General features: G+C 66.5%; 16 protein-coding genes, 1 other RNA gene and 1 pseudogene. 8 read left to right on the top strand and 10 right to left on the bottom strand.

All coding sequences use genetic code 11. The features are described from left to right. The 5 genes and pseudogenes from ACFQPB_RS22655 to moeA form a co-directional block, all read left to right on the top strand. Positions 1 to 184, top strand: a pseudogene (locus ACFQPB_RS22655) (C4-dicarboxylate ABC transporter permease); the annotation flags it as partial. A gap of 10 nt (positions 185 to 194) precedes the next feature. Further along, positions 195 to 1,628, top strand: a complete 1,434-nt coding sequence (locus ACFQPB_RS22650) for an aldehyde dehydrogenase family protein (protein ID WP_382228380.1) — start codon at positions 195 to 197, stop codon at positions 1,626 to 1,628. A gap of 27 nt (positions 1,629 to 1,655) precedes the next feature. Then, entirely contained in the window at positions 1,656 to 2,771 is a 1,116-nt protein-coding gene (gene moaA, locus ACFQPB_RS22645) for a GTP 3',8-cyclase MoaA (protein ID WP_382228378.1), read from the top strand. Next, positions 2,768 to 3,403, top strand: coding sequence for a molybdenum cofactor guanylyltransferase MobA (gene mobA, locus ACFQPB_RS22640; protein WP_382228375.1), 636 nt, complete (start codon positions 2,768 to 2,770; stop codon positions 3,401 to 3,403). Before moaA ends, mobA begins: the two co-directional genes overlap by 4 nt. After that, on the top strand, positions 3,404 to 4,684 hold the full coding sequence (moeA, locus tag ACFQPB_RS22635; RefSeq protein ID WP_382228372.1) for a molybdopterin molybdotransferase MoeA: 1,281 nt from the start codon (positions 3,404 to 3,406) through the stop codon (positions 4,682 to 4,684). Between the two features lie 29 nt (positions 4,685 to 4,713). Here moeA and ACFQPB_RS22630 read toward each other — a convergent pair whose 3' ends face one another. The 4 genes from ACFQPB_RS22630 to ACFQPB_RS22615 form a co-directional block, all read right to left on the bottom strand. Continuing rightward, positions 4,714 to 7,815, bottom strand: coding sequence for an efflux RND transporter permease subunit (locus tag ACFQPB_RS22630; RefSeq protein ID WP_382228368.1), 3,102 nt, complete (start codon positions 7,813 to 7,815; stop codon positions 4,714 to 4,716). A gap of 21 nt (positions 7,816 to 7,836) precedes the next feature. Next, positions 7,837 to 9,042: an efflux RND transporter periplasmic adaptor subunit gene (locus ACFQPB_RS22625; RefSeq protein ID WP_382228365.1), complete on the bottom strand. Its 1,206-nt coding sequence runs from the start codon at positions 9,040 to 9,042 to the stop codon at positions 7,837 to 7,839. 116 nt (positions 9,043 to 9,158) lie between these two features. Then, positions 9,159 to 9,596 (bottom strand): ribonuclease HI, encoded by a 438-nt coding sequence (gene rnhA, locus ACFQPB_RS22620; RefSeq protein WP_382228362.1) that lies wholly within the window; start codon positions 9,594 to 9,596, stop codon positions 9,159 to 9,161. A gap of 14 nt (positions 9,597 to 9,610) precedes the next feature. After that, positions 9,611 to 10,435, bottom strand: coding sequence for a class I SAM-dependent methyltransferase (locus ACFQPB_RS22615; protein WP_382228386.1), 825 nt, complete (start codon positions 10,433 to 10,435; stop codon positions 9,611 to 9,613). Between the two features lie 166 nt (positions 10,436 to 10,601). Here ACFQPB_RS22615 and gloB point away from each other — a divergent pair, with 166 nt between their 5' ends. Beyond that, the gene (gloB, locus tag ACFQPB_RS22610) at positions 10,602 to 11,378 is read left to right on the top strand and encodes a hydroxyacylglutathione hydrolase (protein ID WP_382228359.1); all 777 of its coding nucleotides are present in this window, start codon (positions 10,602 to 10,604) and stop codon (positions 11,376 to 11,378) included. Further along, on the top strand, positions 11,378 to 12,925 hold the full coding sequence (locus tag ACFQPB_RS22605; RefSeq protein ID WP_382228356.1) for a transglycosylase SLT domain-containing protein: 1,548 nt from the start codon (positions 11,378 to 11,380) through the stop codon (positions 12,923 to 12,925). The genes gloB and ACFQPB_RS22605 overlap by 1 nt, the downstream gene beginning before the upstream one ends. Before the next feature lie 9 nt (positions 12,926 to 12,934). Here ACFQPB_RS22605 and ACFQPB_RS22600 read toward each other — a convergent pair whose 3' ends face one another. From ACFQPB_RS22600 to dnaX, 4 genes are all read right to left on the bottom strand, one after another. Continuing rightward, entirely contained in the window at positions 12,935 to 13,975 is a 1,041-nt protein-coding gene (locus ACFQPB_RS22600) for an ABC transporter substrate-binding protein (protein ID WP_382203164.1), read from the bottom strand. Between the two features lie 115 nt (positions 13,976 to 14,090). Then, positions 14,091 to 14,681, bottom strand: a complete 591-nt coding sequence (recR, locus tag ACFQPB_RS22595; protein WP_382203165.1) for a recombination mediator RecR — start codon at positions 14,679 to 14,681, stop codon at positions 14,091 to 14,093. Positions 14,682 to 14,700: 19 nt separating this feature from the next. Next, positions 14,701 to 15,024 (bottom strand): YbaB/EbfC family nucleoid-associated protein, encoded by a 324-nt coding sequence (locus ACFQPB_RS22590; protein ID WP_382203166.1) that lies wholly within the window; start codon positions 15,022 to 15,024, stop codon positions 14,701 to 14,703. A 63-nt stretch (positions 15,025 to 15,087) separates the two neighbouring features. Continuing rightward, positions 15,088 to 16,863 (bottom strand): DNA polymerase III subunit gamma/tau, encoded by a 1,776-nt coding sequence (gene dnaX / locus ACFQPB_RS22585; protein ID WP_382203167.1) that lies wholly within the window; start codon positions 16,861 to 16,863, stop codon positions 15,088 to 15,090. Positions 16,864 to 16,928: 65 nt separating this feature from the next. Between dnaX and ffs the strand changes: the two genes are divergently transcribed. Then, positions 16,929 to 17,025, top strand: an RNA gene (ffs, locus tag ACFQPB_RS22580) — signal recognition particle sRNA small type. Positions 17,026 to 17,033: 8 nt separating this feature from the next. Here ffs and ACFQPB_RS22575 read toward each other — a convergent pair. Both ACFQPB_RS22575 and ACFQPB_RS22570 read right to left on the bottom strand, forming a co-directional pair. Further along, positions 17,034 to 18,338 carry a TIGR03862 family flavoprotein gene (locus ACFQPB_RS22575; RefSeq protein WP_382228353.1) on the bottom strand — a complete coding sequence of 435 codons (1,305 nt, stop codon included), beginning with the start codon at positions 18,336 to 18,338 and terminating at the stop codon, positions 17,034 to 17,036. Then, positions 18,335 to 21,681: UvrD-helicase domain-containing protein (locus ACFQPB_RS22570; RefSeq protein WP_417454041.1), on the bottom strand; the 3,347-nt coding region annotated here is incomplete at its 5' end. The genes ACFQPB_RS22575 and ACFQPB_RS22570, both read right to left, overlap by 4 nt.

Here is a 21,681-nt window from a genome sequence, read left to right as displayed (position 1 = left end):
GGTGGCCAAGATTTCGCTGGACCGCATCGTGGGCCACCTGCTGCCGTTTGTGCTGGTCATCATGGGCTGCCTGGCCCTCATCACCTACATCCCCGCCATCTCGCTCACGCTGCGTGATGCGGTGTTCAACAAAGCACCGGTTGTGGCCCCCATTGGGCCGGCGCCGGCCATTGGCCCCCAATAAAGGATCACCCATGCCATTGAACTTCATTGCCAACACCGCCGTGCGTTCGGCCTCCGGTCAAACGCTGCCGGTGATCGACCCCGCCGATGGTCAAACCTACGACACCATCGAACGCAGCAACGCCGCCGATGTGGACACGGCGGTGCAAGCCGCGCGCCAGTGTTTCGAAGGCCCGTGGGCCCGCCTGAGCGCCGCCGAACGTGGCCGCCTGCTGATGAAACTCAGCGCCAAGGTGGCCGAACACGCCGACGAGCTGGCCGCCATCGAGCAACGCGACTGCGGCAAGCCCACCAAACAGGCCAAGGCCGACGCGCTGGCCCTGGTGCGCTACTTCGAGTTCTATGCCGGCGCCGGCGACAAGCTGCACGGCGACACCATCCCTTATCTGGATGGCTACAGCGTGCTGACCTGGCGCGAGCCCCACGGCGTGACCGGCCACGTGATCCCGTGGAACTACCCCATGCAGATCTTTGGCCGCAGTGTGGGCGGTGCCCTGGCAGCCGGCAACGTGTGTGTGGTCAAGCCTTCGGAAGACGCCTGCCTGTCGCTGATCCGTGTGGCCGAGCTGGCGGCCGAGGTGGGCTTTCCGGCCGGTGCCATCAACATCGTCACCGGCTACGGCCACGAGGTGGGCGACGCGCTGGCGCGCCACCCCGGCATCGACCACATCAGCTTCACCGGCAGCCCCAGCGTGGGCACCATCATCCAGCAGGTGGCGGCCGAACGGCACTGCCCCGTGACGCTGGAGTTGGGCGGCAAAGGCCCGCAAATCGTGTTCGACGACGCCGACGTGGACGCCGCCCTGCCTTTCCTAGTCAGCGCCATCGTGCAGAACAGTGGCCAGACCTGCAGCGCCGGATCGCGCCTGCTGGTGCAGCGCGCGTTGTACGAGCCGCTGCTTGAAAAGCTTGGCAAAGCCTTCAGCGCGCTGCGTGCCGGCCCGCCCAAGATGGACCTGGACCTGGGGCCCCTGATCCGCGCAACGCAGCAGCAACGCGTGCGAGGCTTTCTGGAACAGGCGCGTGCCGACGGCATCGCCACCGTGGCGCAAGGTCAGGTGGTGAGCGAAGCACCCGCCAGCGGCTTTTACGCCGCCCCCACCCTGCTGCGCGACGTGCCGGTCAACCACCGCCTGGCGCAGGAAGAGGTGTTTGGCCCGGTGCTGGCCGCCATGTGTTTTGACGACGAAGACCAGGCCGTGGCCATGGCCAACGCCACCCACTTCGGCTTGGTGGCCGGCGTGTGGACACGCGATGGCGGCCGCCAGTTCCGCATGGCCAAACGTGTGAAGGCCGGCCAGATTTTCGTCAACAACTACGGCGCGGGCGGTGGCGTGGAGCTGCCTTTTGGCGGCGTCAAGTCGTCGGGCTACGGGCGCGAGAAGGGTTTTGAGGCCTTGCTGGGCTTCACCACCTTGAAGACCGTGGCCATACGCCACGGGTGATGGGCATATTGGGCACAATCGGGGGCTATGTCCGACCGCGTCATTCCCCTCGTTGACCAGCGCCTGCGCGGCCTGGTGGCCCGCGTGCCTGAGCAGGCCATTGCCGCCACCGGCCTGCTTGGCGACACCCTGGGCCGGCCGCTGCGCGACCTGCGCATCAGCGTCACCGACCGTTGCAACTTCCGTTGCAACTACTGCATGCCCAAGTCGATTTTCGACAAGGACTACCAGTACCTGCCGCACAGCGAGTTGCTGAGCTTTGAAGAGATCACACGTATCGCGCGCCAATTTGTCGCGCATGGCGTGCAGAAGATCAGGTTGACCGGCGGCGAACCCCTGCTGCGCAAACACCTGGAAATCCTGATCGAGCAACTCTCCAGCCTGCGCACCGCCGAGGGCAAGCCGCTGGACATCACCCTGACCACCAACGGCAGCCTGCTGCGCAAGAAGGCCGCTGCCCTCAAGGCCGCCGGCCTGAACCGCGTGACGGTGAGCCTGGACGGCCTGGATGATGCGGTGTTCCGTGCCATGAACGACGTGGACTTCCCGGTGGCCGACGTACTCGATGGCATCGCTGCCGCACAAGAAGCGGGGTTGGGCTCGATCAAGGTCAACATGGTGGTCAAGCGCGGCACCAACGAAGACCAGATTTTGCCCATGGCGCGCCACTTCAAGGGCACGGGCGTGACGTTGCGCTTCATCGAGTACATGGACGTGGGCGCCACCAACGGCTGGCGCATGGACGAGGTGTTGCCCAGCGCCGAGGTGGTGCAGCGCATCCACGCCGAACTGCCGCTGGTGCAGCTGGACCCGAGCGCACCTGGCGAAACAGCCGAACGCTGGGGCTACGCCGATGGGAGCGGCGAGATCGGTGTCATCAGCAGCGTGACCCAGGCTTTCTGCCGCGACTGCAACCGGGCGAGGCTGTCCACCGAAGGCAAGCTCTACCTGTGCCTGTTTGCCAGCCAAGGCCACGACCTGCGCACCCTGGTGCGCGGCCAGGCGAGCGACGAACAACTGGCTTCGGCCGTTGCCCACATCTGGCACCAGCGCGACGACCGCTACTCGGAGTTGCGCGCCAGCTTGCCGCCTGATGCCTCAAGCGGTGGGCGGCGCGTCGAGATGAGCTATATCGGCGGATGACGATGACACCCATTGAACCTGGACAAATCACGGCCGTGGTGCTGGCAGGCGGACGCGGTTCGCGCATGGGCGGCGTGGACAAAGGCCTGCAGAACTTCAACGGCACACCGCTGGCCCTGCACACCTTGCTGCGCCTGCAAATGCAAAGCGGTGGCCTGGTGGGCGAGGTGATGTTGAACGCCAACCGCAACCTGGCCGCTTACGAGGCCTTTGGGGTGCCGGTGTGGCCCGATACCGTGGGCGATTTTCCGGGCCCTTTGGCTGGTTTTCTGACCGCGCTGGAGCGTTGCGAAACACCCTATTTGTTGACCACCCCTTGCGACAGCCCCCTGTTTCCGTTGGATTTGGCCGAGCGCCTGGCATCCGCCCTGGTGCGCGAAGGTGCCGAGATTGCCATGGCCGCAGCCCCCGAAGACGATGACCAGCTGCGTGCCCAGCCGGTGTTCAGCCTCATACACACCGATCTGCTGGCCAGCCTGGCCGTGTTTGTGCAAGGCGGTGGTCGCAAGATCGACGCCTGGACGGGGCAACACAAAACCGTTCTGGTGCCCTTCAACCAACCGGGCGATGACCCCAAGGCTTTTTTCAATGCCAACACGCTGGCCGAACTCCAGGCCCTGGAAAACCGCTGAATGAAGACACTGGACCAGATCGCGGCGGCGCTGCAAGGCTACGACCCGCAGGCGCTGAGTGCGGCCGCCGTCAACACCTTTCTGGCCGAGCTGGTGAGCCCGGTGGCCGACGTCGAAACCGTCGGTGTGTTCGATGCGCTGGGCCGCGTGCTGGCCGAAGACGTGGTCTCCCCCATCAGCGTGCCGCCACACGACAACTCGGCCATGGATGGCTATGCGTTGGACGGCGCGCAATTGCGGCCAGACCAGCCGCTCACGCTGCGCGTGCTGGACGGCACGGCCTTCGCCGGCAAGGCCTGGTCGGGCAACGTGGCGGCGGGCGAGTGCGTCAAGATCATGACCGGCGCCATCATGCCCGCCGGCCTGGACACCGTGGTACCGCAGGAAATGACGCAGGCGGGCGAAGGGCGCATCACCATTCCGGCGGGCGCGCTGCAACGTGGCGACAACCGCCGCCTGCTGGGCGAAGACCTGATGGTTGGGCGCCCTGCTCTGCGCGCCGGCGCCAAACTCGGCCCGGCGGCGCTGGGCCTCATCGCCAGCCTGGGACTGCCCGCGGTCAGGGTGTTCCGCCGCCTCAAAGTGGCCTACTTCTCCACCGGCGACGAAATACTGAGCCTGGGCGAGGCACCGCGCGAAGGCGCCGTGTACGACAGCAACCGCTACACCGTGTTTGGCCTGCTCACCCGCCTGGGGATCGAGGTGATCGACATGGGTGTGGTGCGCGATGAGCCCGCCACGTTGGAGGCTGCCTTCCGTGCCGCCGCCGCACAGGCCGACGCCATCATCACCAGCGGCGGCGTGAGCGCCGGCGAGGCCGACCACACCAAGGCCATGATGAAGAAGCTGGGCGATGTTGCCTTCTGGCGCATTGCCATGCGGCCCGGGCGACCGATGGCAGTAGGCCGGATGCAAGGGGGTGCCGTCATGTTCGGACTGCCTGGCAACCCAGTCGCCGTGATGGTGACGTTTCTCGCTTTTGTGCGCCCCGCCCTGCTCAAGCTCATGGGCGTTGCAGACGTGGCGGCCCACACGCCCCCGCTGCTGAAAGCGAAATCGCTGGAACCCATGCGCAAAAAACCCGGCCGCACCGAGTACCAGCGCGGCACCGTCAGCACCGCACCTGATGGCACGCTTCAGGTATGCACCACCGGCAACCAGGGCTCAGGCGTGCTCAGTTCCATGGTGCAAGGCAACGGCCTCATCGTGCTGCACCACGGCCAAGGCAACGTGGCCGTGGGCGACGAGGTGGACGTGATGGTGTTCGACGGCGTCATCTGACGCCGTTGCTCCAACCGATCAAGCCATCGTCACTTGGCCGGAATCACCTCGTGGTGTGACACCTCGGTCAAGGGACCCTCGCTCACATTGGCTTTGTTGCCACCGGGCACCTTTTTGCGTGCGAACAGGGTGTACATGGTGGGCACCACAAAAATGGTGAGCAAGGTGCCCAGGCTCATGCCACCCACGATGACCCAGCCGATTTGTTGGCGGCTTTCGGCACCGGCACCGCTGGCCAAGGCCAGGGGAATGGCGCCCAGAACCATGGCGCCGGTGGTCATGAGGATGGGCCGCAGCCGCAGCGCGGCAGATTCCTGCACCGCATCCCGCATGGCCATGCCTTGCTCGCGCAGCTGATTGGCAAACTCCACGATCAGGATGCCGTGTTTGGTGATGAGGCCCACGAGCGTGATCAAACCGATTTGACTGAACACGTTGAGCGTGCCACCCGTGAACTTGAGCGCCAGCAAGGCGCCCAGCATGGACAGCGGCACGCTGAGCATGATGATCAGCGGATCGACAAAACTCTCGAACTGCGCCGCCAGCACCAGGTAGATGAACACCAGGGCCAGGACGAACACCAGGGCCAGCGAGCCCGACGAGCTGCGGAATTCGCGGCTCTGGCCGTTGAGGTCGGTGGTGTAGCCGGCGGGCAGGATTTCGCGCGCTGTCTGGTCCATGAAGTTCAGTGCATCGCCCAGCGCCAATTCAGGTGCCAGGTTGGCGGTGATGCTGGCGCTGCGGCGCTGGCCGAAGTGGTTGAGTTCACGCGGCACCACCACCTCGCGCGTCTTGACCAGCGACGCCAACGGGATCATGGCGTCGTTGCGTCCACGCACAAACAGCCGGTCGATGTCGTCGGGCGTGCTGCGCTGGGTGCCTTCGGTCTGCACCACCACGTCGTACTGTTCACCACCGCGTTTGTAGCGGGTGACGATGCGCCCACCCAACATGGTTTCGACCGTGCGGGCAATGGCATCCACGCTCACGCCCATGTCGGCGGCACGTTCGCGGTCCACGTCCATGCGGATCTCGGGCTTGTTCAGACGAAGGTCGGTGTCCACCTGCACGAAGCCGGGGTTCTTGGCCAGCGCGTCCTGGAACTGCCGCACCACCTTGGACAGGTTTTCGTAGCTGTCGGAGGTGACGATCACGTAGTTGATGGGGCGTTCGCGGAAACCCTGTCCCAGTGATGGCGGCGTGATGGCAAAGGCGCTCACCCCGGGCAGACCGGCCAGCTTGGGCGCAATTTCGCGTGCGATTTCCTGGGTCGAGCGCGTGCGTTCTTCCCACGGCGTGGCGCGCAGGAAAACGTTGCCTTGCGCCACAGTGGGATTGCCGATGTTGGCAAAGATGCGGTCGAACTCGGGGTAGTTCTGGCCGATGCGCTCGATGGCCTCGGCGTAGCGGCGGGTGTAGTCCAGCGTGGCGCCGTCCGGGCCGTTGATCACGGTCAGGATCACGCCCCTGTCTTCGATGGGCGCCAGCTCCTGTTTGGTGGTCTTGAGCAGCGCCCAGCTGCCCACCGCACTGCCCACCATCACCGCCACCACCAGCCAGCGCACCTTCAGGGATGCGGCCAAAACCCGGCTGTAGCCGTTGGTCAGCGCCACCAGCGCGCGCTCCATGCCACGGTCGAAGCGGTTGGGTTGGGGGTTGTGTTTGAGCAGCTTGGAACACAACATCGGCGACAGCGTCAGCGCCACAAAACCCGACACCAGCACCGCGCCGGCCAGGGCCAGCGCGAACTCGGCAAACAGCCGGCCGGTGCGGCCTGGGGTGAAGGCCAGCGGCGCGTACACGGCCACCAGCGTGAGTGTCATGGCCACCACCGCAAAACCAATCTCGCGCGCGCCCTTGATGGCGGCGTCGAACGGTTTCATGCCCTCTTCGATGTGGCGGAAGATGTTCTCCAACACCACGATGGCATCGTCCACCACCAGCCCGATGGCCAGTACCAGTGCCAACAAGGTGAGCGTGTTGATGGAGAACCCGAACAGCGACAGCAGGGCAAACGTGCCGATCAGACTGACCGGTATGGTGACCAAGGGGATGATGGACGCCCGCAAGGTGCGCAGGAAAACGAAGATCACCAGCGCCACCAGCACCACCGCCTCGGCGATGGTGGTGTAAACCGCCTTGATGGAACGGTCGATGAAGACCGAGTTGTCGTTGGCGATGTCCACGTTGATGCCCGGGGGCAAATCGGTCTTGACCTTCTCCAGCAAGGCGCGCACCCCGGCCGACAGCTCCAGTGGGTTGGCCGTGGCCTGGCGGATCACGCCCACCGAGATCGAATCGCGCCCGTTCAGGCGCACCGAGGTGCGCTCGTCCTGCGGGCCTTGGACCACACGCGCCACGTCGCCAATGCGAATCGGCAGGCCATTGACGTTGCGTATGGTGACGGACGCAAATTCCTCGGGCCGCTGCAAATCGGTGGCGGCGGTGACGTTGAACTCGCGCTGCGAGCTTTCGATGCGGCCGGCGGGCACCTCCAGGTTGGCGCGGCGGATGGCGTCTTCCACATCCTGCACGGTCAGTCGGTACGCGGCCAGGCGGTCCGGGTCCAGCCACACGCGCATGGAGTACTTGCGCTCGCCGTACACGCGCACATCGGCAGCACCAGGCGCCGTCTGCAGCACCGGTTTGACGATGCGGTTGGCCATCTCGCTGAGCTGCAGCGGGCTGAAGGTGTCCGAGCTCAAGGCCAGCCACACCACCGGAAACGCATCGGCCTCCACCTTGGCGATCACCGGCTCGTCGATGCCCTGCGGCAGGCGTTGGCGCACGCGGCTGACCTTGTCGCGCACGTCGGCGGCGGCAGAGTCGGGGTCACGCTCCAGCTTGAAGCGCACCGTGATCTGGCTCTGCTCCTGACGGCTAATGGAGGTGATGATGTCCACACCTTCGATGCCGGCCAACGAATCCTCCAGCACCTTGGTGACCTGCGACTCGATGACTTCGCTGGACGCACCGCCAAAGCGGGTGCTGACCGTGACGGTGGGTTCGTCGATTTTGGGGTACTCGCGCACCGTGAGGTTGCTGAACGACACCCAGCCCACCAGCAGGATCAGCAGGGACAACACCGACGCGAACACCGGGCGGCGGATGGAGATTTCTGGCAGTTGCATGGCTGGCCTCTGTGGTCGGTGTCAGCGCGCGGGGGCCGCTTCGGTCTTGGGTGCGGCGCCGCCGGGCTTGCCCATGTCCACCACGCGGACCGCCATGCCATCGCGCTGCAGCCGCTGCTGGCCGGCCACGACCACGTTGTCGCCCTCGCTCAGACCGCTGAGGATTTGCACCTGCGAGCCACGCCGCACGCCCAGTTGCACTTCGGTGCGCCGGACCACGGTTTTGGCAGCCTCGCCTTCGCCTTCGGAGGCCAGCTTGAAAACCAGTTGCCGGTTGCCTTGTGGCACCAAGGCCTCTTCGGGCACCACCAGGGCGGCTTCGTTGACGGAGAACACCGTGGTCACACGCGCAAACATGCCAGGGCGCAAGGTCGCGTCGGCCGCAGGCACCACCGCAGCGCGCACCAACACCGAGCGGCCGTTGGCATCCACCAGCGGGTCAAGGGCCTGCACTTTGGCCGTGAAATCGCGCCCAGGCAAAGCGTCGATCTGCACCTTCACCGACTGACCCACGGCCAGTTGGCCCTGGTAGCGTTCAGGCATGCGGAAATCCACGTACAGCGTGGAGGTGTCTTCGAGGTTGACGAGGTCGGCACCGTCCTTGACGTAGTCGCCCAGGTTCACGGTGCGGATGCCCACGGTGCCGTCAAACGGCGCCACGATGCGCATGCGGCCCAGGCGCGCCTGGGCCAGCGCCACCTGCGCCTCGGCCACCTGCAGGCTGGCACGGCTTTCGTCCAGCACCCGCTGGGCCACAAAGTTCTCGGCCACCAGCTCCTGGTTGCGTTTGAGGTTGGCGCGGGCAATCGACAGCTGGGCTTCGGCCTGGCTCAGTTCGGCTTTCTGCAAGGTGTCGTCCAGCCGCAGCAGCAGCTGGCCCTTGCGCACGCGGACACCGTCGGCAAATGCCAGCTCGGCCACACGGCCTGCCACCTCGGGCCGCAGAATGACACTCTGACGTGACTTGAGGCTGCCCACGGCCTGGGCGTCGTCCTGCAATGGCATGGTTTTGACCTTGGCCACCTCGACACCGGGCGCGCCACCGCCCCCCGGGCCACCTGGGCCAGCCGGGCGCGCCGCACCGGCACCCGCACCCATGCCAGCCCCCTGCCCGGCGGGCTTCTCTGTGGTTGTGCCTTTGCTCGGTTGCTGCAGCCACCAGGCGCCACCTGAGGCCAACGCCAGACCCGCGCCGGCCAGCACCCACACCATCACTTTGTTCGCCATGCGTTTTTCACCCAGTCTGTTACCAACTGTCAATGTAGCAGCGGCGCATTTCGCAGTGCAGCAAGGCGGCCAATGCCCCCCGGCTTTACACGATGTTTACGCCGGTTGGGGCCTGTTCAGCGCCCAGGCACACCCCGGTTGGCCAAGGCGTCGGCGCGCTCGTTGCCGGGGTCGCCGGCGTGCCCTTTGACCCAATGCCAATGGATCTGGTGCATGCCCTGGTGCACCAGGGCATCGAGCTTTTGCCAGAGGTCGGCGTTTTTCACCGGTTGTTTGGCGGCGGTCTTCCAGCCCTTGGCTTTCCAGCCATGAATCCACTCGGTGATGCCCTTGCGCACGTACTCGCTGTCCAGATAGAGATGCACCACACACGGGCGCTTGAGGGCGGCCAGCCCCTCGATCACGGCGGTCAGCTCCATGCGGTTGTTGGTGGTTTCGCGTTCGCCGCCAAACAGCTCTTTCTCGGTGGCACCGGCACTCAGCAACACGCCCCAGCCACCCGGACCAGGGTTGCCTTTGCAGGCACCATCGGTGTAAATCGTCACGGTGTTCATGTTTGTCGGCGTGCTCAATCGGTATTCCTGTGTGTGAAGTGAGTGGTGTGGTGGGTGTTCCGCGCTGCTGTCACAGGCGCTGCAGCGGCCGCGCGGCGTGGCTTCCAGGCGGGGCCCAGCAGGTGCATGCCGCGCACGCGCTTGACGGCGGTGATGAAGTACACCGCGCCAAGAATGGGCCACCAACGTGCGCCCACCGGTTCGACCCACGACCAGCGCTGAAGCCATTTGTCGGTGCGCACCGCCGGGCGGTAGGCGCCAAACCGGCAGCTGTCCACCTCAAAACTGAGCAGCCGCAGCCAGTCACGCAGGCGCCAATGGCCAATGAACTCGCCAGCTTCGGGCAGGTACAGGTGTGAGGCCCCAAAAGCCGACAGGCCCAGGCGCGCGCACAAATGGGCCCGCGCCTGGCGCAGCCCCCACAGGCTGGCCGGGTTGAGGCCTGAGATGACCACCCGCCCCTCTGGCACCAGCACCCGTTCGACCTCTCGCAAAACGGCATGGGGGTCGGCGCTGAGTTCCAGGGTGTGGGGCAACACCACCAGATCGAGGCTGGCCGCCGGAAATGGCAGGGCCGCTGCGTGGGCCACAAACGCCCAGCGCTGCAACCCCGGCCAGGGCTCGGCCTGATCGGGCGCTGAGTTTTGCACCAGAGGCAATTCGGTTTCGGGCAGGCCCAGCCAGCGGTGTGGCATGCGGTTGGCGGCCAGGGCGTCCAGCTCGGGCAGGCCCAGTTGCACCGCGTGAAAGCCAAACACGTCGGCCACCGCCGACGCAAACTGTGCCTGCTCCCACGCCAGCAGGTAGCGACCGGGTGGCGTCTGCAACCAGTCGGCAATGCCAGCAGCGCTGGCGGAAGGAAAATCGGTGGTGTTCAAGGGTCAGGCCTGCGGTGCACGGGCGGCCAAAAATAGGGTGACCGATGGTAAACGTTGCCAGCGCCGCACGCTGCCCGGGGTACAGTTCGACTTGCGCCGCCTTTCCGTGGCCCTGAATTTTTCACGCATGAGCCATTCCCTGTTCCCGATCCCGGCCTTTTCCGACAACTACATCTGGGCGCTGCACCAAGGCGATCAGGCGTTGGTGGTGGATCCCGGCGAAGCGTCGGGCGTGTTGCGCTACCTGAGTGAAAAGGCCTTGACGCTGAGCGCCATCCTCGTCACCCACCACCACGCCGACCACACCGGCGGTGTGGCCGAACTGCGTGCAGCCACCGGGGCCCAGGTGTATGGGCCCGTCGCAGAACCCATGCCCGAGCCACTGACCCGCCTGGACGAAGGCGAGCACATCGATGTGCTGGGCCTGCGTTTCCAGGTGATGCACGTGCCCGGCCACACCGCCGGTCACATTGCCTACCACTGCGACGACGTGGACGGTGCGCCCCTGCTGTTCTGTGGCGACACCTTGTTCTCGGGCGGTTGTGGCCGGCTGTTTGAAGGCACACCGGCCCAGATGCTGGATTCGCTGGACCGCCTGGCCGCGCTGCCCCCCCACACCCGTGTGTGCTGTACCCACGAATACACGCTGAGCAACCTGCGCTTTGCACGCGCGGTTGAGCCCGAGAACCAGGCGCTCGCCACCTACGCGTCGCAATGTGAAGGCCTGCGATCGCGGAACCTTCCCACCCTGCCCAGCTCCATCGCGCTGGAATTGACCATCAACCCCTTCTTGCGCAGCCGGCTGCCAACGGTGGCCCAGGCGGTGCAACAGCACACCGGCCACACCGCGCCGGACGACATTGCCGTCTTCGCCGCCCTGCGTGAATGGAAAAACGTATTCTGATGTCCCGAACCCTACCCTGGCTGGCCCTCATCCTGAGCGCCGCCCTCGCCGGCTGTGCCGGCACCCCCACGGCCGTGCCGCAGACCGGCAGCGCCACGGCGCCCATCACGTCCAGCGGGCACAAGCCAACCGGCCCTCGCGCTGCGGTGATGCCCTCTGGCCCCTTGACCGAACTGGCTGTCGCAACACCCTCGGGCGGCCCGGACGTGGCCACCCTGGCCGCTCCGACCGACCTGTGGGAGCGCATTCGGCGCGGCTTCGCCATGCCCGACCTCGACACCGACCTGGTGCGTGACCGCGAACAGTGGTACGCCAGCCGGCCCGATTACATCCAGCGCATGACCGAGCGCTCCAGCAAATACCTGTTCCACATCGTTGAGGAACTGGAGCGGCGCAACATGCCCTCCGAGCTGGCCCTGCTGCCCTACATCGAGAGCGCCTTCAACCCCAACGCGGTGTCCAGCGCGCGCGCGGCCGGCATGTGGCAGTTCATGCCTGCCACGGGTGAATCGTTCGACCTCAAGCAGAACATGTTCCGCGACGACCGCCGTGATGTGCTGGCGTCCACCCGCGCCGCGCTGGACTACCTGCAGCAGTTGCACAAACGTTTTGGCGACTGGCACCTGGCACTGGCCGCCTACAACTGGGGGCAGGGCAACGTGAACCGGGCCATCACCCGCAACCAGCGCGAAGGCAAGGCCACCACCTACCTCGACCTCAACATGCCGACCGAGACGCGTTACTACGTGCCCAAGTTGCAGGCGGTGAAAAACATCGTGGCCACGCCCCAGCGCTTCAACACCGCGTTGCCCCTGATCGGCAACCACCCCTTCTTCGATTCGGTGCCCATCGAGCGCGACATCGACGTGGCGGTGGTGGCCCGCTTGTCCGACGTGGACGAACGGGACTTCCGCGCCCTCAACCCCTCGCTCAACAAGCCGGTCATCATGTCGGCTGGCACCCCCCACATTCTGCTGCCCTGGGACAACGCGGCGGTGTTCCAACAACGGCTCGCGGCCCACACCGGACCGCTGGCGAGCTGGACCGCCTGGACCGCACCATCGACCATGAGCCCGGCCGCAGCGGCCGACCGCCTGGGCATGAGTGAGGCAGAGTTGCGCCGTGTGAACAACATCCCGCCCCGCATGCTGGTGCGCAAGGGCGCCACCCTGCTGGTGCACCGCAACGGCCGCAACAACGCCGATGTGCCCGAACACGTGGCCGACAACGCCCAGCTGCTGTTGCAGCCCGAAGTCATCCTCAAACGCACCACAGTGCGGGCGCGCAAGGGTGAAAACGTGATGACCCTGGCCCGCCGTTACGGTGTGAGTGCCAGCAGCGTGGCCGAGTGGAACAACATCAGCATCAATTCGCCACTCAAGGCAGGCCAGTCATTGGCCCTGATGTTGCCCCCGCGCAAGGCCAAACACATGGCCCGCGCCACCACCAAACCCGCGGGCAAGGCCGGCACCAACGTGGCCAAGCGCACCACAGCCAAACCGAAGGCCAAACCCACCGCTCCACGCAACAAGGTGGCCGCGCGCTGAGCGCCGGATTCAGGCGCGGAACTTCAGCTTGGCGCGCTGGGCAAACGTGTTGGTGTAGGTGCGCGCCAGGTCAATGCGGTCGGCACGCACCAACTCGTCCACCAGCGCCATCGAGCGCAGGGCCGTGGCGGGGCCGGCCTCTGGCATCAAACCATCGATGGCCAGGGCATCACGCACCTTGTTGAACGCCGCCAGGTACAGGCCTCGGTCACCCATCATGTAGGCCTCGGGCACGGCCTTGATGATGTCGGAAGGCCCGGCCGTTTGTAACCACTTGAGGGCGTGCACCACCCCATTGGCCAGTGCCTGGCAGGTGGCGGGATGGCGTTCAATGAAGGCCTGCGGCGCGTAGAGGCAGGCTGCCGGCATGGGGCCACCAAACACGTCTTTGGTGCCCTTGAGCGTGCGGGTGTCGGAGACGATGCGGATCTCGCCGGCTTTTTCCAGCACGGTCAAGACCGGGTCGATGTTGCTCAACGCATCGATCTCGCCGGTGCGAAAGGCGCGCAAAGCGCCTGCCGAGGTGCCCACGCCCACAAACTGCACCTCGTGCGGGCGGATGCCAGCACGTGCCAACACCAGGTTGGCCACCAGATTGGTGGACGAGCCGGGCGCGGACACACCAATGCGCCGCCCTCGAAGGTCCGTCAGGTGGCGGTAGTGCGGCAGGGTCTTGAGCGACACGCCCATGGCGATCTGTGGCGCCCGCCCCTGCAACACAAACGCCTGGTAGGACAAACCCCGCGCCTGCAGACCAATGGTGTGCTCATAGGCGCCTGACACCACATCGGCTGCGCCCGCCAAGGCCGCCTTGAGGGCCTGTGACCCGCCGTCAAAATCGCGGATCTCCAGCGACAAACCTTCGGCTTTAAAAAAACCCAGCTGCTCCGCGATGGTCAAGGGCAGGTAATAAAAACCCGCCTTGCCGCCCACCGCCAAAGTCAACCTGGCGCGCTCTGGCTTGTCTTGCGCCGTCGCAGGCAACAGGTGACCACCCAAGGCACTCAGGCAAGCCAACTGCAGCAGTTGTCGGCGGTTTAGCTCGGTCATGAACACCCGGGTGGTGGCAAATTGTCAAACTGACCCAAATGCTAATGAACGACCGATGCCTTGGGCATCGGGTTCTGTCCCAAGCGGGTTTACACCGAGCGCCAGAACGGCTGTTTCAGCGCCTGTCGACCAGCGCGTGGGCGATGGTGCCCAGATCAACGTATTCGAGTTCGCTGCCCACCGGCACACCCCGCGCCAGCCGCGTGACGTGCACCCCGCGCCCCTTGAGCGCCTGGGCAATCACATGGGCCGTGGCCTCACCTTCTGCGGTGAAGTTGGTGGCCAGAATCAGCTCGCTCACCGCGTCCTCGCCGTCCACGGCGATGCGGTCGAACAGCTTTTGTAACCCGATGTCTTTGGGACCGATGCCGTCCAAAGGGCTGAGCTTGCCCATCAGCACAAAATAGCGCCCCTTGTAGGCGCCGGTGCGCTCCAGCGCGGCTTGGTCGGCCGGCGTTTCCACCACGCAGAGCTGGCTGCGGTTGCGCTGGGGGTCGGCGCAGGTGGCACACACCTCGTCTTCGGTGAAGGTGTGGCACAACGTGCAGTGCCGCACCTGCTGTGTGGCCACTTGCAAGGCCTGGGCCAGTTGCAGCGCGCCATTGCGGTCGTGCTGCATGAGGTGGTAGGCCATGCGCTGTGCCGACTTGACACCCACGCCAGGCAGGCAACGCAAGGCGCTGGTCAGGGCGTCGAGCGCGCTCACAGCGGCAAACGTGCGCGCATCAGAACGGCAGCTTCATGCCCGGGGGAAGGCCCGCCGTCAGCTTGCCCATTTTTTCAGCCGAAGTTTCCTCGGCCTTGCGCACAGCGGCGTTGAAGGCGGCGGCCACCAGGTCTTCCAGCATGTCCTTGTCATCGGCCAGCAGGCTGGGGTCGATGGTGACGCGCTTGACGTCGTGTTTGCAGGTCATCAGCACCTTGACCAGACCAGCGCCAGACTCGCCGGTCACTTCGATCAGGGCCAGTTCCTCCTGCGCCTTCTTGAGGTTGTCCTGCATGGCCTGGGCCTGCTTCATGAGGCCGGCGAGTTGTCCTTTGTTGAACATGAAATTCCTTGGTTGATACGAAAAAGACCGAAAAAGGTGTCTGGCGTGCGCCAGATCAAAGCATCAGAGGGGGCGCACGCTGCCGGGCACGATTTTGCCGCCAAATTCGCGCATGAGCTGCAACACGAATGGGTCGCCCGCCATGGCAGCTTCGGCTTCGTTCTGGCGAGCGGCGGCCTGTGCGGCCAGGCGGCGGGCGGGCGAATCGGCCACCGGCCCGGTGTTCACCACCAGCGTGACGGCATGGCCCGCGGCCGCCAGCGCGGTTTGCAGGCGGTCACGGGTGCCCGGCTGGTTGAGGGTATCGCGGTCCACCACCAGGCGCCAGGTGTTGCCCTCGCGCGCGAGCAACTGCGACTGCAAAGCCAGCTCGCGCACCAGTGCCGCCACCAGCTCACGCCGCACCAGGTCCATGACGGTGTCAAACCAGAAGTCGGCTTCCTCTGCGCTCACCACGGCCGGGAGTGCCGCTGCGGGCGCGTTGACGACCGCTGGCAGCGCTGACACCACTGGCAACTCCGGCGATGGCTGCGGCTCGCCGGCCACCGGTGCCAGCATGGGTTCGGGCGGACGGGCTGGCTCGGGTGCGGGCGTTGGGGCAGAAGGCTCGGCTGCTCGAGATGCCATTGCCGCCACCGGTGCGGGTTGTGGCGGGGCTGAACGCGCGGGTTCAGGCGCCGGTTTCAGGCTTTTTTTTTCCACCGCGTCGCCCACCGGCTGCGCTGGCGCGACCCGCCCCGGCTTGAAGGCCAGCAGGCGCAACAACACCATGGTCAGGGCAGCGTACTCGTCGGGCGCCAGGCCCAGTTCGCCGCGCCCGTGCAGGCACAGGCTGTAGAGCAACTGGGTCTCGTCGGCCGGCAGGATTTGGGCCAGGCGGGCCACCTCCTGCGCCTCCGGGTCGGTGCTGTCGGCTGCGGCGAGCGCGGGCACGTTCTGCGCCACCGCCATGCGCTGCAGCACACCCGTCATTTCCTCCAACGTGGACGCGGCGCTGAACCCGTTGAAGCGCAAGGTGTCCACGGTTTGCACCACCTGAGCGCCATCGCTGTGGGCCAGCGCATCGATGAGGGCGAACACGTGGCTGCGGTCCACCGCACCCAGCATCTGGCGCACGGTGGCCTCCTGCAACTGGCCGCCGCCAAAGGCAATGGCCTGGTCGGTCAGCGACAGCGCGTCGCGCATGGAGCCACGCGCGGCGCGCGCCAGCAAACGCAGGGCCTGGGGTTCGGCGGCCACGTTTTCCTGTGCCAGCACCTGCGTCAGGTGCTCCAGCACGGTCTCGGGCGCCATGGGCCGCAGGTTGAACTGCAGGCATCGGCTGAGCACGGTCACCGGCACCTTTTGTGGGTCGGTCGTGGCCAGCACGAACTTGAGGTACTCGGGCGGCTCTTCCAACGTCTTCAACATCGCGTTGAAGGCGGTGTTGGTGAGCATGTGCACCTCGTCGATCATGAAGACCTTGAAGCGCCCTTGCACCGGCTTGTAAACGGCCTGCTCCAGCAGGGCCTGCACCTCGTCCACACCCCGGTTTGATGCCGCGTCCAGCTCGGTGTAGTCCACAAAGCGGCCGCTGTCGATGTCGGTGCAGGCCTGGCACACCCCACAGGGCGTGGCGGTGATGCCGCCGTTGCCGTCAGGCCCAACGCAGTTGAGCGACTTGGCCAGGATGCGCGAGACCGTGGTCTTGCCCACACCGCGTGTACCGGTGAACAGGTAGGCGTGGTGCAGCCGCTGTGTGGTGAGCGCATTGCCCAAAGCCTGCACCACGTGGCCCTGCCCCACCATTTCGGCGAAATTCTTGGGGCGGTACTTGCGGGCCAGGACGATGTAGGACATAGGGCGTCGATTCTATGGTGGCGCGTTGGGCAAAACGGGGCCCGGCGTCGCCTACAATACGCGGTGACGGGCCTTCCCGCATGGCAAAGCGGCCAACCGGGTCAGGTGGGGAACCAAGCAGCCCTAACTGTGGAGTCAGTGCCGGGGTCAAGGCTCGTCACCTTATTCATTCAACGCGCATCTTCATCGCGCGATTTTTTGCACCACCGCAGCAAGGCCTCGCCCGCCACCCGGCCACTGGCCAGGCAGGCGCTCAGCAGGTAGCCTCCCGTGGGCGCTTCCCAATCCAGCATTTCACCGGCACAGCACACGCCCGGATGGGTGCTGAGCATCAAACCCTCGTCCAGCGCCTCCAGCCGCACGCCACCGGCCGTGCTGATGGCCTCGTCGATGGGCCGCGTGGCCACCAGGGTGATGGGCAGGTGCTGGATGGCCGCCGCGAGCTTTTGGTTGTCGTGCAGTTCGTCGGCCGACAGCACTTCGTGCAACAACGCCGTGTGCACAGCGCTCAGGTTGAGGCGGCTTTTGAGGTGGCTGGACAGCGAGCGTGAGCCGCGCGGGTGGGCCACTTCGCGGCGCACCCGCTCAGCATCCAAATCGGGGCGCAGGTTGAGAAACACGGTGGCGTGGCCATCGCGCGCGATGGTGTCGCGAATCAAAGCAGAAGCCGCGTAGACCAGGCTGCCTTCGATGCCGGTGGCGGTCAACACGAACTCGCCCTTGCGGCTGAAGTGCCGCCCTGCCCCGTCGTCCACCAACAAACCCACCGATTTCAAGGGCTGGCCGGCAAACCGCTCGCTCAAATGGGCACTCCAACCAGCGCGCCCGCGGACGGCGGCGTCGAAACCGCAATTGGCGGGCCGCAGCGGGGCCACGTCCACACCTTGAGCCCGCAGTGGCTCGGCCCAGCGGCCGTCTGAACCCAGCTTGGCCCAACTGCCGCCACCCACGGCGAGCAGCACCGCACGTGCGCGCACGGTCACTTCGCCCCCAGGACTTTGAAAACAGAGGTCCCAGGCGCCGTTGTTGACCGGTTGCAGCTGCCCGTCCCAATGGTGGCGCATGAACAACCGCACCGGCACGCCGCTGGCGGGGTGGCGCAGGCGGTGCAGCCAGGCGCGCAACAGCGGCGCAGCCTTCATGTCGGTAGGAAACACGCGCTGCGAGCTGCCCACAAAAGTGTCTATGCCCAGGCTTTGCGCCCAATCGCGGATGGCCTGCGGGCCAAAGGCCGCCAACCATCGCCCGCATTCGGGTGCGCGCTCGCCATAACGCCCCACAAAAGCGGGCAAATCTTCGGCATGGGTGAGGTTGAGGCCACCGATGCCGGCCAGCAAAAACTTGCGGCCCACGGTGGGTTTGGCGTCGAACAGGTGCACCGCCACACCGGCGGCGCTCAAGACCTCGGCCGCCATCAGCCCGGCCGGGCCACCGCCCACCACCACAACGGGCAGGCTGTTCACTTCTTCATTCATGCGGGGGAATACGGGTTCAGGGATTCATTTGAGGGCACGGCCACCTCGATACAACGCCCGTCGGCGGTGAGGAAAGCGGTGCGCACGTGGGCACCAGGCTGGGCCAGTGCGACCGCCTGAGCATAACGGGCCAGCTGTTCGCGCAACGCGGCCTGCCGCTCGGGGTGCGCGGCGGACTTGTGGTCCAGTACCCACCAGTGGCCGCTGGCGCGCTCGCGCACCAGACGGTCCAGGCGCATGACCTGGCCTTGGGCGTCCAGCAACTCCACCTCGTTGTCCCACCAGTCCAGGTGCTGGGCGTCCCAGGCCCAGGCGCCCTCGCCGGCCACCACGGCACGCGCTTGCTCCAGTGCCTGCCGGGCCTGGGCCAGGTCCAGATCGAACTCGCGCGCGACCGATGCCACGTGGGCCTCGGTCCAGTCAAAACCCTGGGCGGGCGTGGGACGCCACTGCAACAGGCGGTGCATGGCCTGCCCCAGGCGAGCGCTCACCGGGTTGTCGTCCAGCGGCTCGGCGGGCGGCGGCGTCCAATGGTGGGGCGGCAGTTCGGGCAGTGTGAAGGTGTCTGTGCCCGCGTGCGTTTCTGCCTGCGGGGTAGCGGCTGACACTGCGGCCGGCTCGCACACCGGCAAGAGACGCTTGAACCAACTGTTGCCGCTGTCGCCGTGTGGTGCGGTGGCTGACACCACCAGGCGCGTTTCAGCGCGTGTGCAGGCCACGTACAGCGCGTTGAGTTCCTCCAATGCGCGCGCGGTCTGTTCGCTGGCCAGCAGATCGGCCGCACAGGGCGGCGGCCGTTTTTCGCTGACGAGGAACACCAGGCGGCGGGGCGCGCTGTCTTCGCCCGGCCAGTCCACCAGCACGCCCATGGCCTCGCCTTTGGGCGGCCGGGCGTCGGTGTCGAGCAGCAGCACGGTGTGGGCCTCCAGCCCCTTGGCGCCGTGCACGGTGAGCAAGCGCACGGCGCCCGCGTGTTTGAGCACCGGCGCTTTGAGGCCCTGGGCCTTGAGGGCACGCACCAACCGATAAGGGGTGAGGCACCGCCCACCATCCACCGCCAGCGCCTGCGTGAGCAAGGCTTGCAACTGGGCCAGCAGCGTTGGGCGCAAAGCGGCGGGTGTCTGGCGAGCGAACGTGGCCAGCACATCGCCGTCGCGGTAGATGGCGGCCAGGGCGTCGTGGGGTGGCAGTTGCCAGAGCCAGTCGCGCCAGCGCGGCAGGCGTTCGGCGGCCAGACGCATGGGCTCGGGCAGGCCGGCAGGCGCCGCGTCGCACAGGGCCTGCCACCAAGAACCGTGCGGGCGGCCACCGCTGCCGCGCACGCGCTGAGCCAGTTGCACGAGGTCGTTGTCGCCCCAGCCAAACAACGGTGACTTGAGCGCGCGTGCCAGGGCCAGGTCTTGTGTGGGCGACACCAGCACGTCCAACAGGGCCACCACGTCTTGCACCGCTGGGACTTCGCTGAGGTCGCGCTTTTCGGGCTCCTCGCTGGGAATGCCGCGCTCGCGCAAGGCTTCGTGCAGCCAGCCCAGGCGCTCGCGCTTGCGCGCCATCACCATGATCTCGCTGGGGTCCAGCGGCTCGGTGGCCAGCGTGTGGGCAATCCAGTCGGCCGCTTGCCGGGCCTCGTGGGCGCTCAGGCTGTCTTCGGCGCTGCGTTTGGGCGTGGCCAGACTGTCACGCCAGGCGTTGGCATCCACGCCGTCGCTGCCGCGCTCGGGCCGGGGCACCGCCGGCAGGCCCAGCACCTGGCCCTGCGCGCTGCTGTCGGTGCTGTGGGCACGGAAGCCGCTGTACTCGCCCGCTGCTTCGGCGGCACCCATCACAGTGTTGAGCGCACCCACCACAGCGGGCGCACAACGCCGGGTGTGGTCGCAGCTGAGCAAGGCACCGCCCAGGGCCTCGACCACAAAACGCTGGGCCGCGCGGAACACCTGGGGCTCGGCACGCCGGAAGCGGTAGATGGACTGTTTGGGATCGCCCACCAGGAACACGCTGGGCGCATCGCCCGAGCCGGCCCCGGCATAGGATGACAACCACGCGTACAAGGCCTGCCATTGCAGCGGGTTGGTGTCCTGGAACTCGTCGATCAACAGGTGGCGCACCCGGGCGTCCAGCCGCTGCTGCATCCAAGGGGCCAGGCTGGGGTCGGCCAGCAGGCGCAGGGCTGCCTGTTCGATGTTGTTCATGTCCACCCAGCCCCGCTCACGCTTGAGCGCGGCGTAGCTTTGCAGCAGCGCACGCGACAGCAGGGCCATGCGCCGTTGGTGTAACCAGCCCTCGTGCTGGCGGCTGGCGGCCAGCAGGCGGGCGAGTTCGTCCCCGGCCGCCTGGGCGGCATCGAACTTGAGCAGGTTGCTGTTGAGCCGGTCGTCGGTGGCCACAAAAAAGGCCTTGCGCAACAGGGCCAGGCGTTGGCGCGCGTGGGCCTCGTCGTCCGGCAGCAAAAAGGCATCGACCACCGCCTGGGCGGCCTTCTGCGGCGTCTTGTTCTTCTCAGCCCCCAGCGCCGTGGACCACGCGTGCCAGCGTGAGTGCGCCGCATCGCCCAACAAGGCGTGCGCAGGGTCGGCGTGAACAGCGAATTCAGGGAAACGTTCGCCAAAAGGAGACACCGAGGCATCCACCCGCCCCAGGGCATCGGCCAGCGCGAACTCCACCCGCTTGTTCAAGGCGGTGGTCAAGGCCTTGAGCGTCTGGCTGCGGCCGTGGGTGGCCACGGCCTCGTGGAAGGCCTGGGACAAGGCTTCGTCGCCGGCCACGGTGGCAAAAAAGCGTGGCCACACCAGGCGCACGGCCTGGCTGTCGTCTTCCAGCAGTTCGTACTGGGCCGGCAGTTGCAGTTCGGCCAACACCCCCAGCGGTGCGGCCCGCAGCAACGAGGCGAACCAGCTGTGGAAGGTTCGCACCTGCACCGGGCGGCCGCCCTGTTGCAGGCGTTGTTGCAAGGCGCGCAGCGCTGGCACGCTGGCGGCGGCCTGCTCGGGCGTGAGCCCGCGCCACAGCAGTTGCTGCGCCAGTTCGTCATCCGCGCAGTCGGCAAATTCGCGCAGCCACGCCAGGAGGCGCTGCCGCATTTCGCCTGCGGCTTTTTTGGTGAAGGTGATGGCCAGGATGTCTTGCGGCTCGCAGCCCGCGAGCAAGGCGCGCAGGATGCGCGACACCAGCATCCAGGTCTTGCCTGCGCCGGCGCAGGCCTCCACCGCCACGCTGCGAGCCGGATCGCAGGCGACGCGGTAAAACGCAGCGGCGTCGCTGAGGACGCCGTTGATGCGGTACGCGGGTTCGGTGGCCGTCGTGGCGACCTCACCGCCGGGCCGCCCCAAGGCGAGGTCAGCCCCCT

The organism is Hydrogenophaga atypica (assembly GCF_042665215.1).
GTDB classification, from domain to species: Bacteria; Pseudomonadota; Gammaproteobacteria; order Burkholderiales; family Burkholderiaceae_C; genus Hydrogenophaga; species Hydrogenophaga defluvii_A.
Note: the sequence above shows the minus strand (reverse complement) of the source record. Positions and strands in the feature narration are given on the sequence as shown.

Excerpts from the sequence above, each read along its gene's own strand:
- ACFQPB_RS22650 (WP_382228380.1), top strand. The coding sequence starts at position 195 with ATGCCATTGAACTTCATTGCCAACACCGCCGTGCGTTCGGCCTCCGGT.
- moaA (WP_382228378.1), top strand. The coding sequence starts at position 1,656 with ATGTCCGACCGCGTCATTCCCCTCGTTGACCAGCGCCTGCGCGGCCTG.
- mobA (WP_382228375.1), top strand. The coding sequence starts at position 2,768 with ATGACGATGACACCCATTGAACCTGGACAAATCACGGCCGTGGTGCTG.
- moeA (WP_382228372.1), top strand. The coding sequence starts at position 3,404 with ATGAAGACACTGGACCAGATCGCGGCGGCGCTGCAAGGCTACGACCCG.
- ACFQPB_RS22630 (WP_382228368.1), bottom strand. The coding sequence starts at position 7,815 with ATGCAACTGCCAGAAATCTCCATCCGCCGCCCGGTGTTCGCGTCGGTG.
- ACFQPB_RS22625 (WP_382228365.1), bottom strand. The coding sequence starts at position 9,042 with ATGGCGAACAAAGTGATGGTGTGGGTGCTGGCCGGCGCGGGTCTGGCG.
- rnhA (WP_382228362.1), bottom strand. The coding sequence starts at position 9,596 with ATGAACACCGTGACGATTTACACCGATGGTGCCTGCAAAGGCAACCCT.
- gloB (WP_382228359.1), top strand. The coding sequence starts at position 10,602 with ATGAGCCATTCCCTGTTCCCGATCCCGGCCTTTTCCGACAACTACATC.
- ACFQPB_RS22605 (WP_382228356.1), top strand. The coding sequence starts at position 11,378 with ATGTCCCGAACCCTACCCTGGCTGGCCCTCATCCTGAGCGCCGCCCTC.
- ACFQPB_RS22600 (WP_382203164.1), bottom strand. The coding sequence starts at position 13,975 with ATGACCGAGCTAAACCGCCGACAACTGCTGCAGTTGGCTTGCCTGAGT.
- ACFQPB_RS22590 (WP_382203166.1), bottom strand. The coding sequence starts at position 15,024 with ATGTTCAACAAAGGACAACTCGCCGGCCTCATGAAGCAGGCCCAGGCC.
- dnaX (WP_382203167.1), bottom strand. The coding sequence starts at position 16,863 with ATGTCCTACATCGTCCTGGCCCGCAAGTACCGCCCCAAGAATTTCGCC.
- ACFQPB_RS22575 (WP_382228353.1), bottom strand. The coding sequence starts at position 18,338 with ATGAATGAAGAAGTGAACAGCCTGCCCGTTGTGGTGGTGGGCGGTGGC.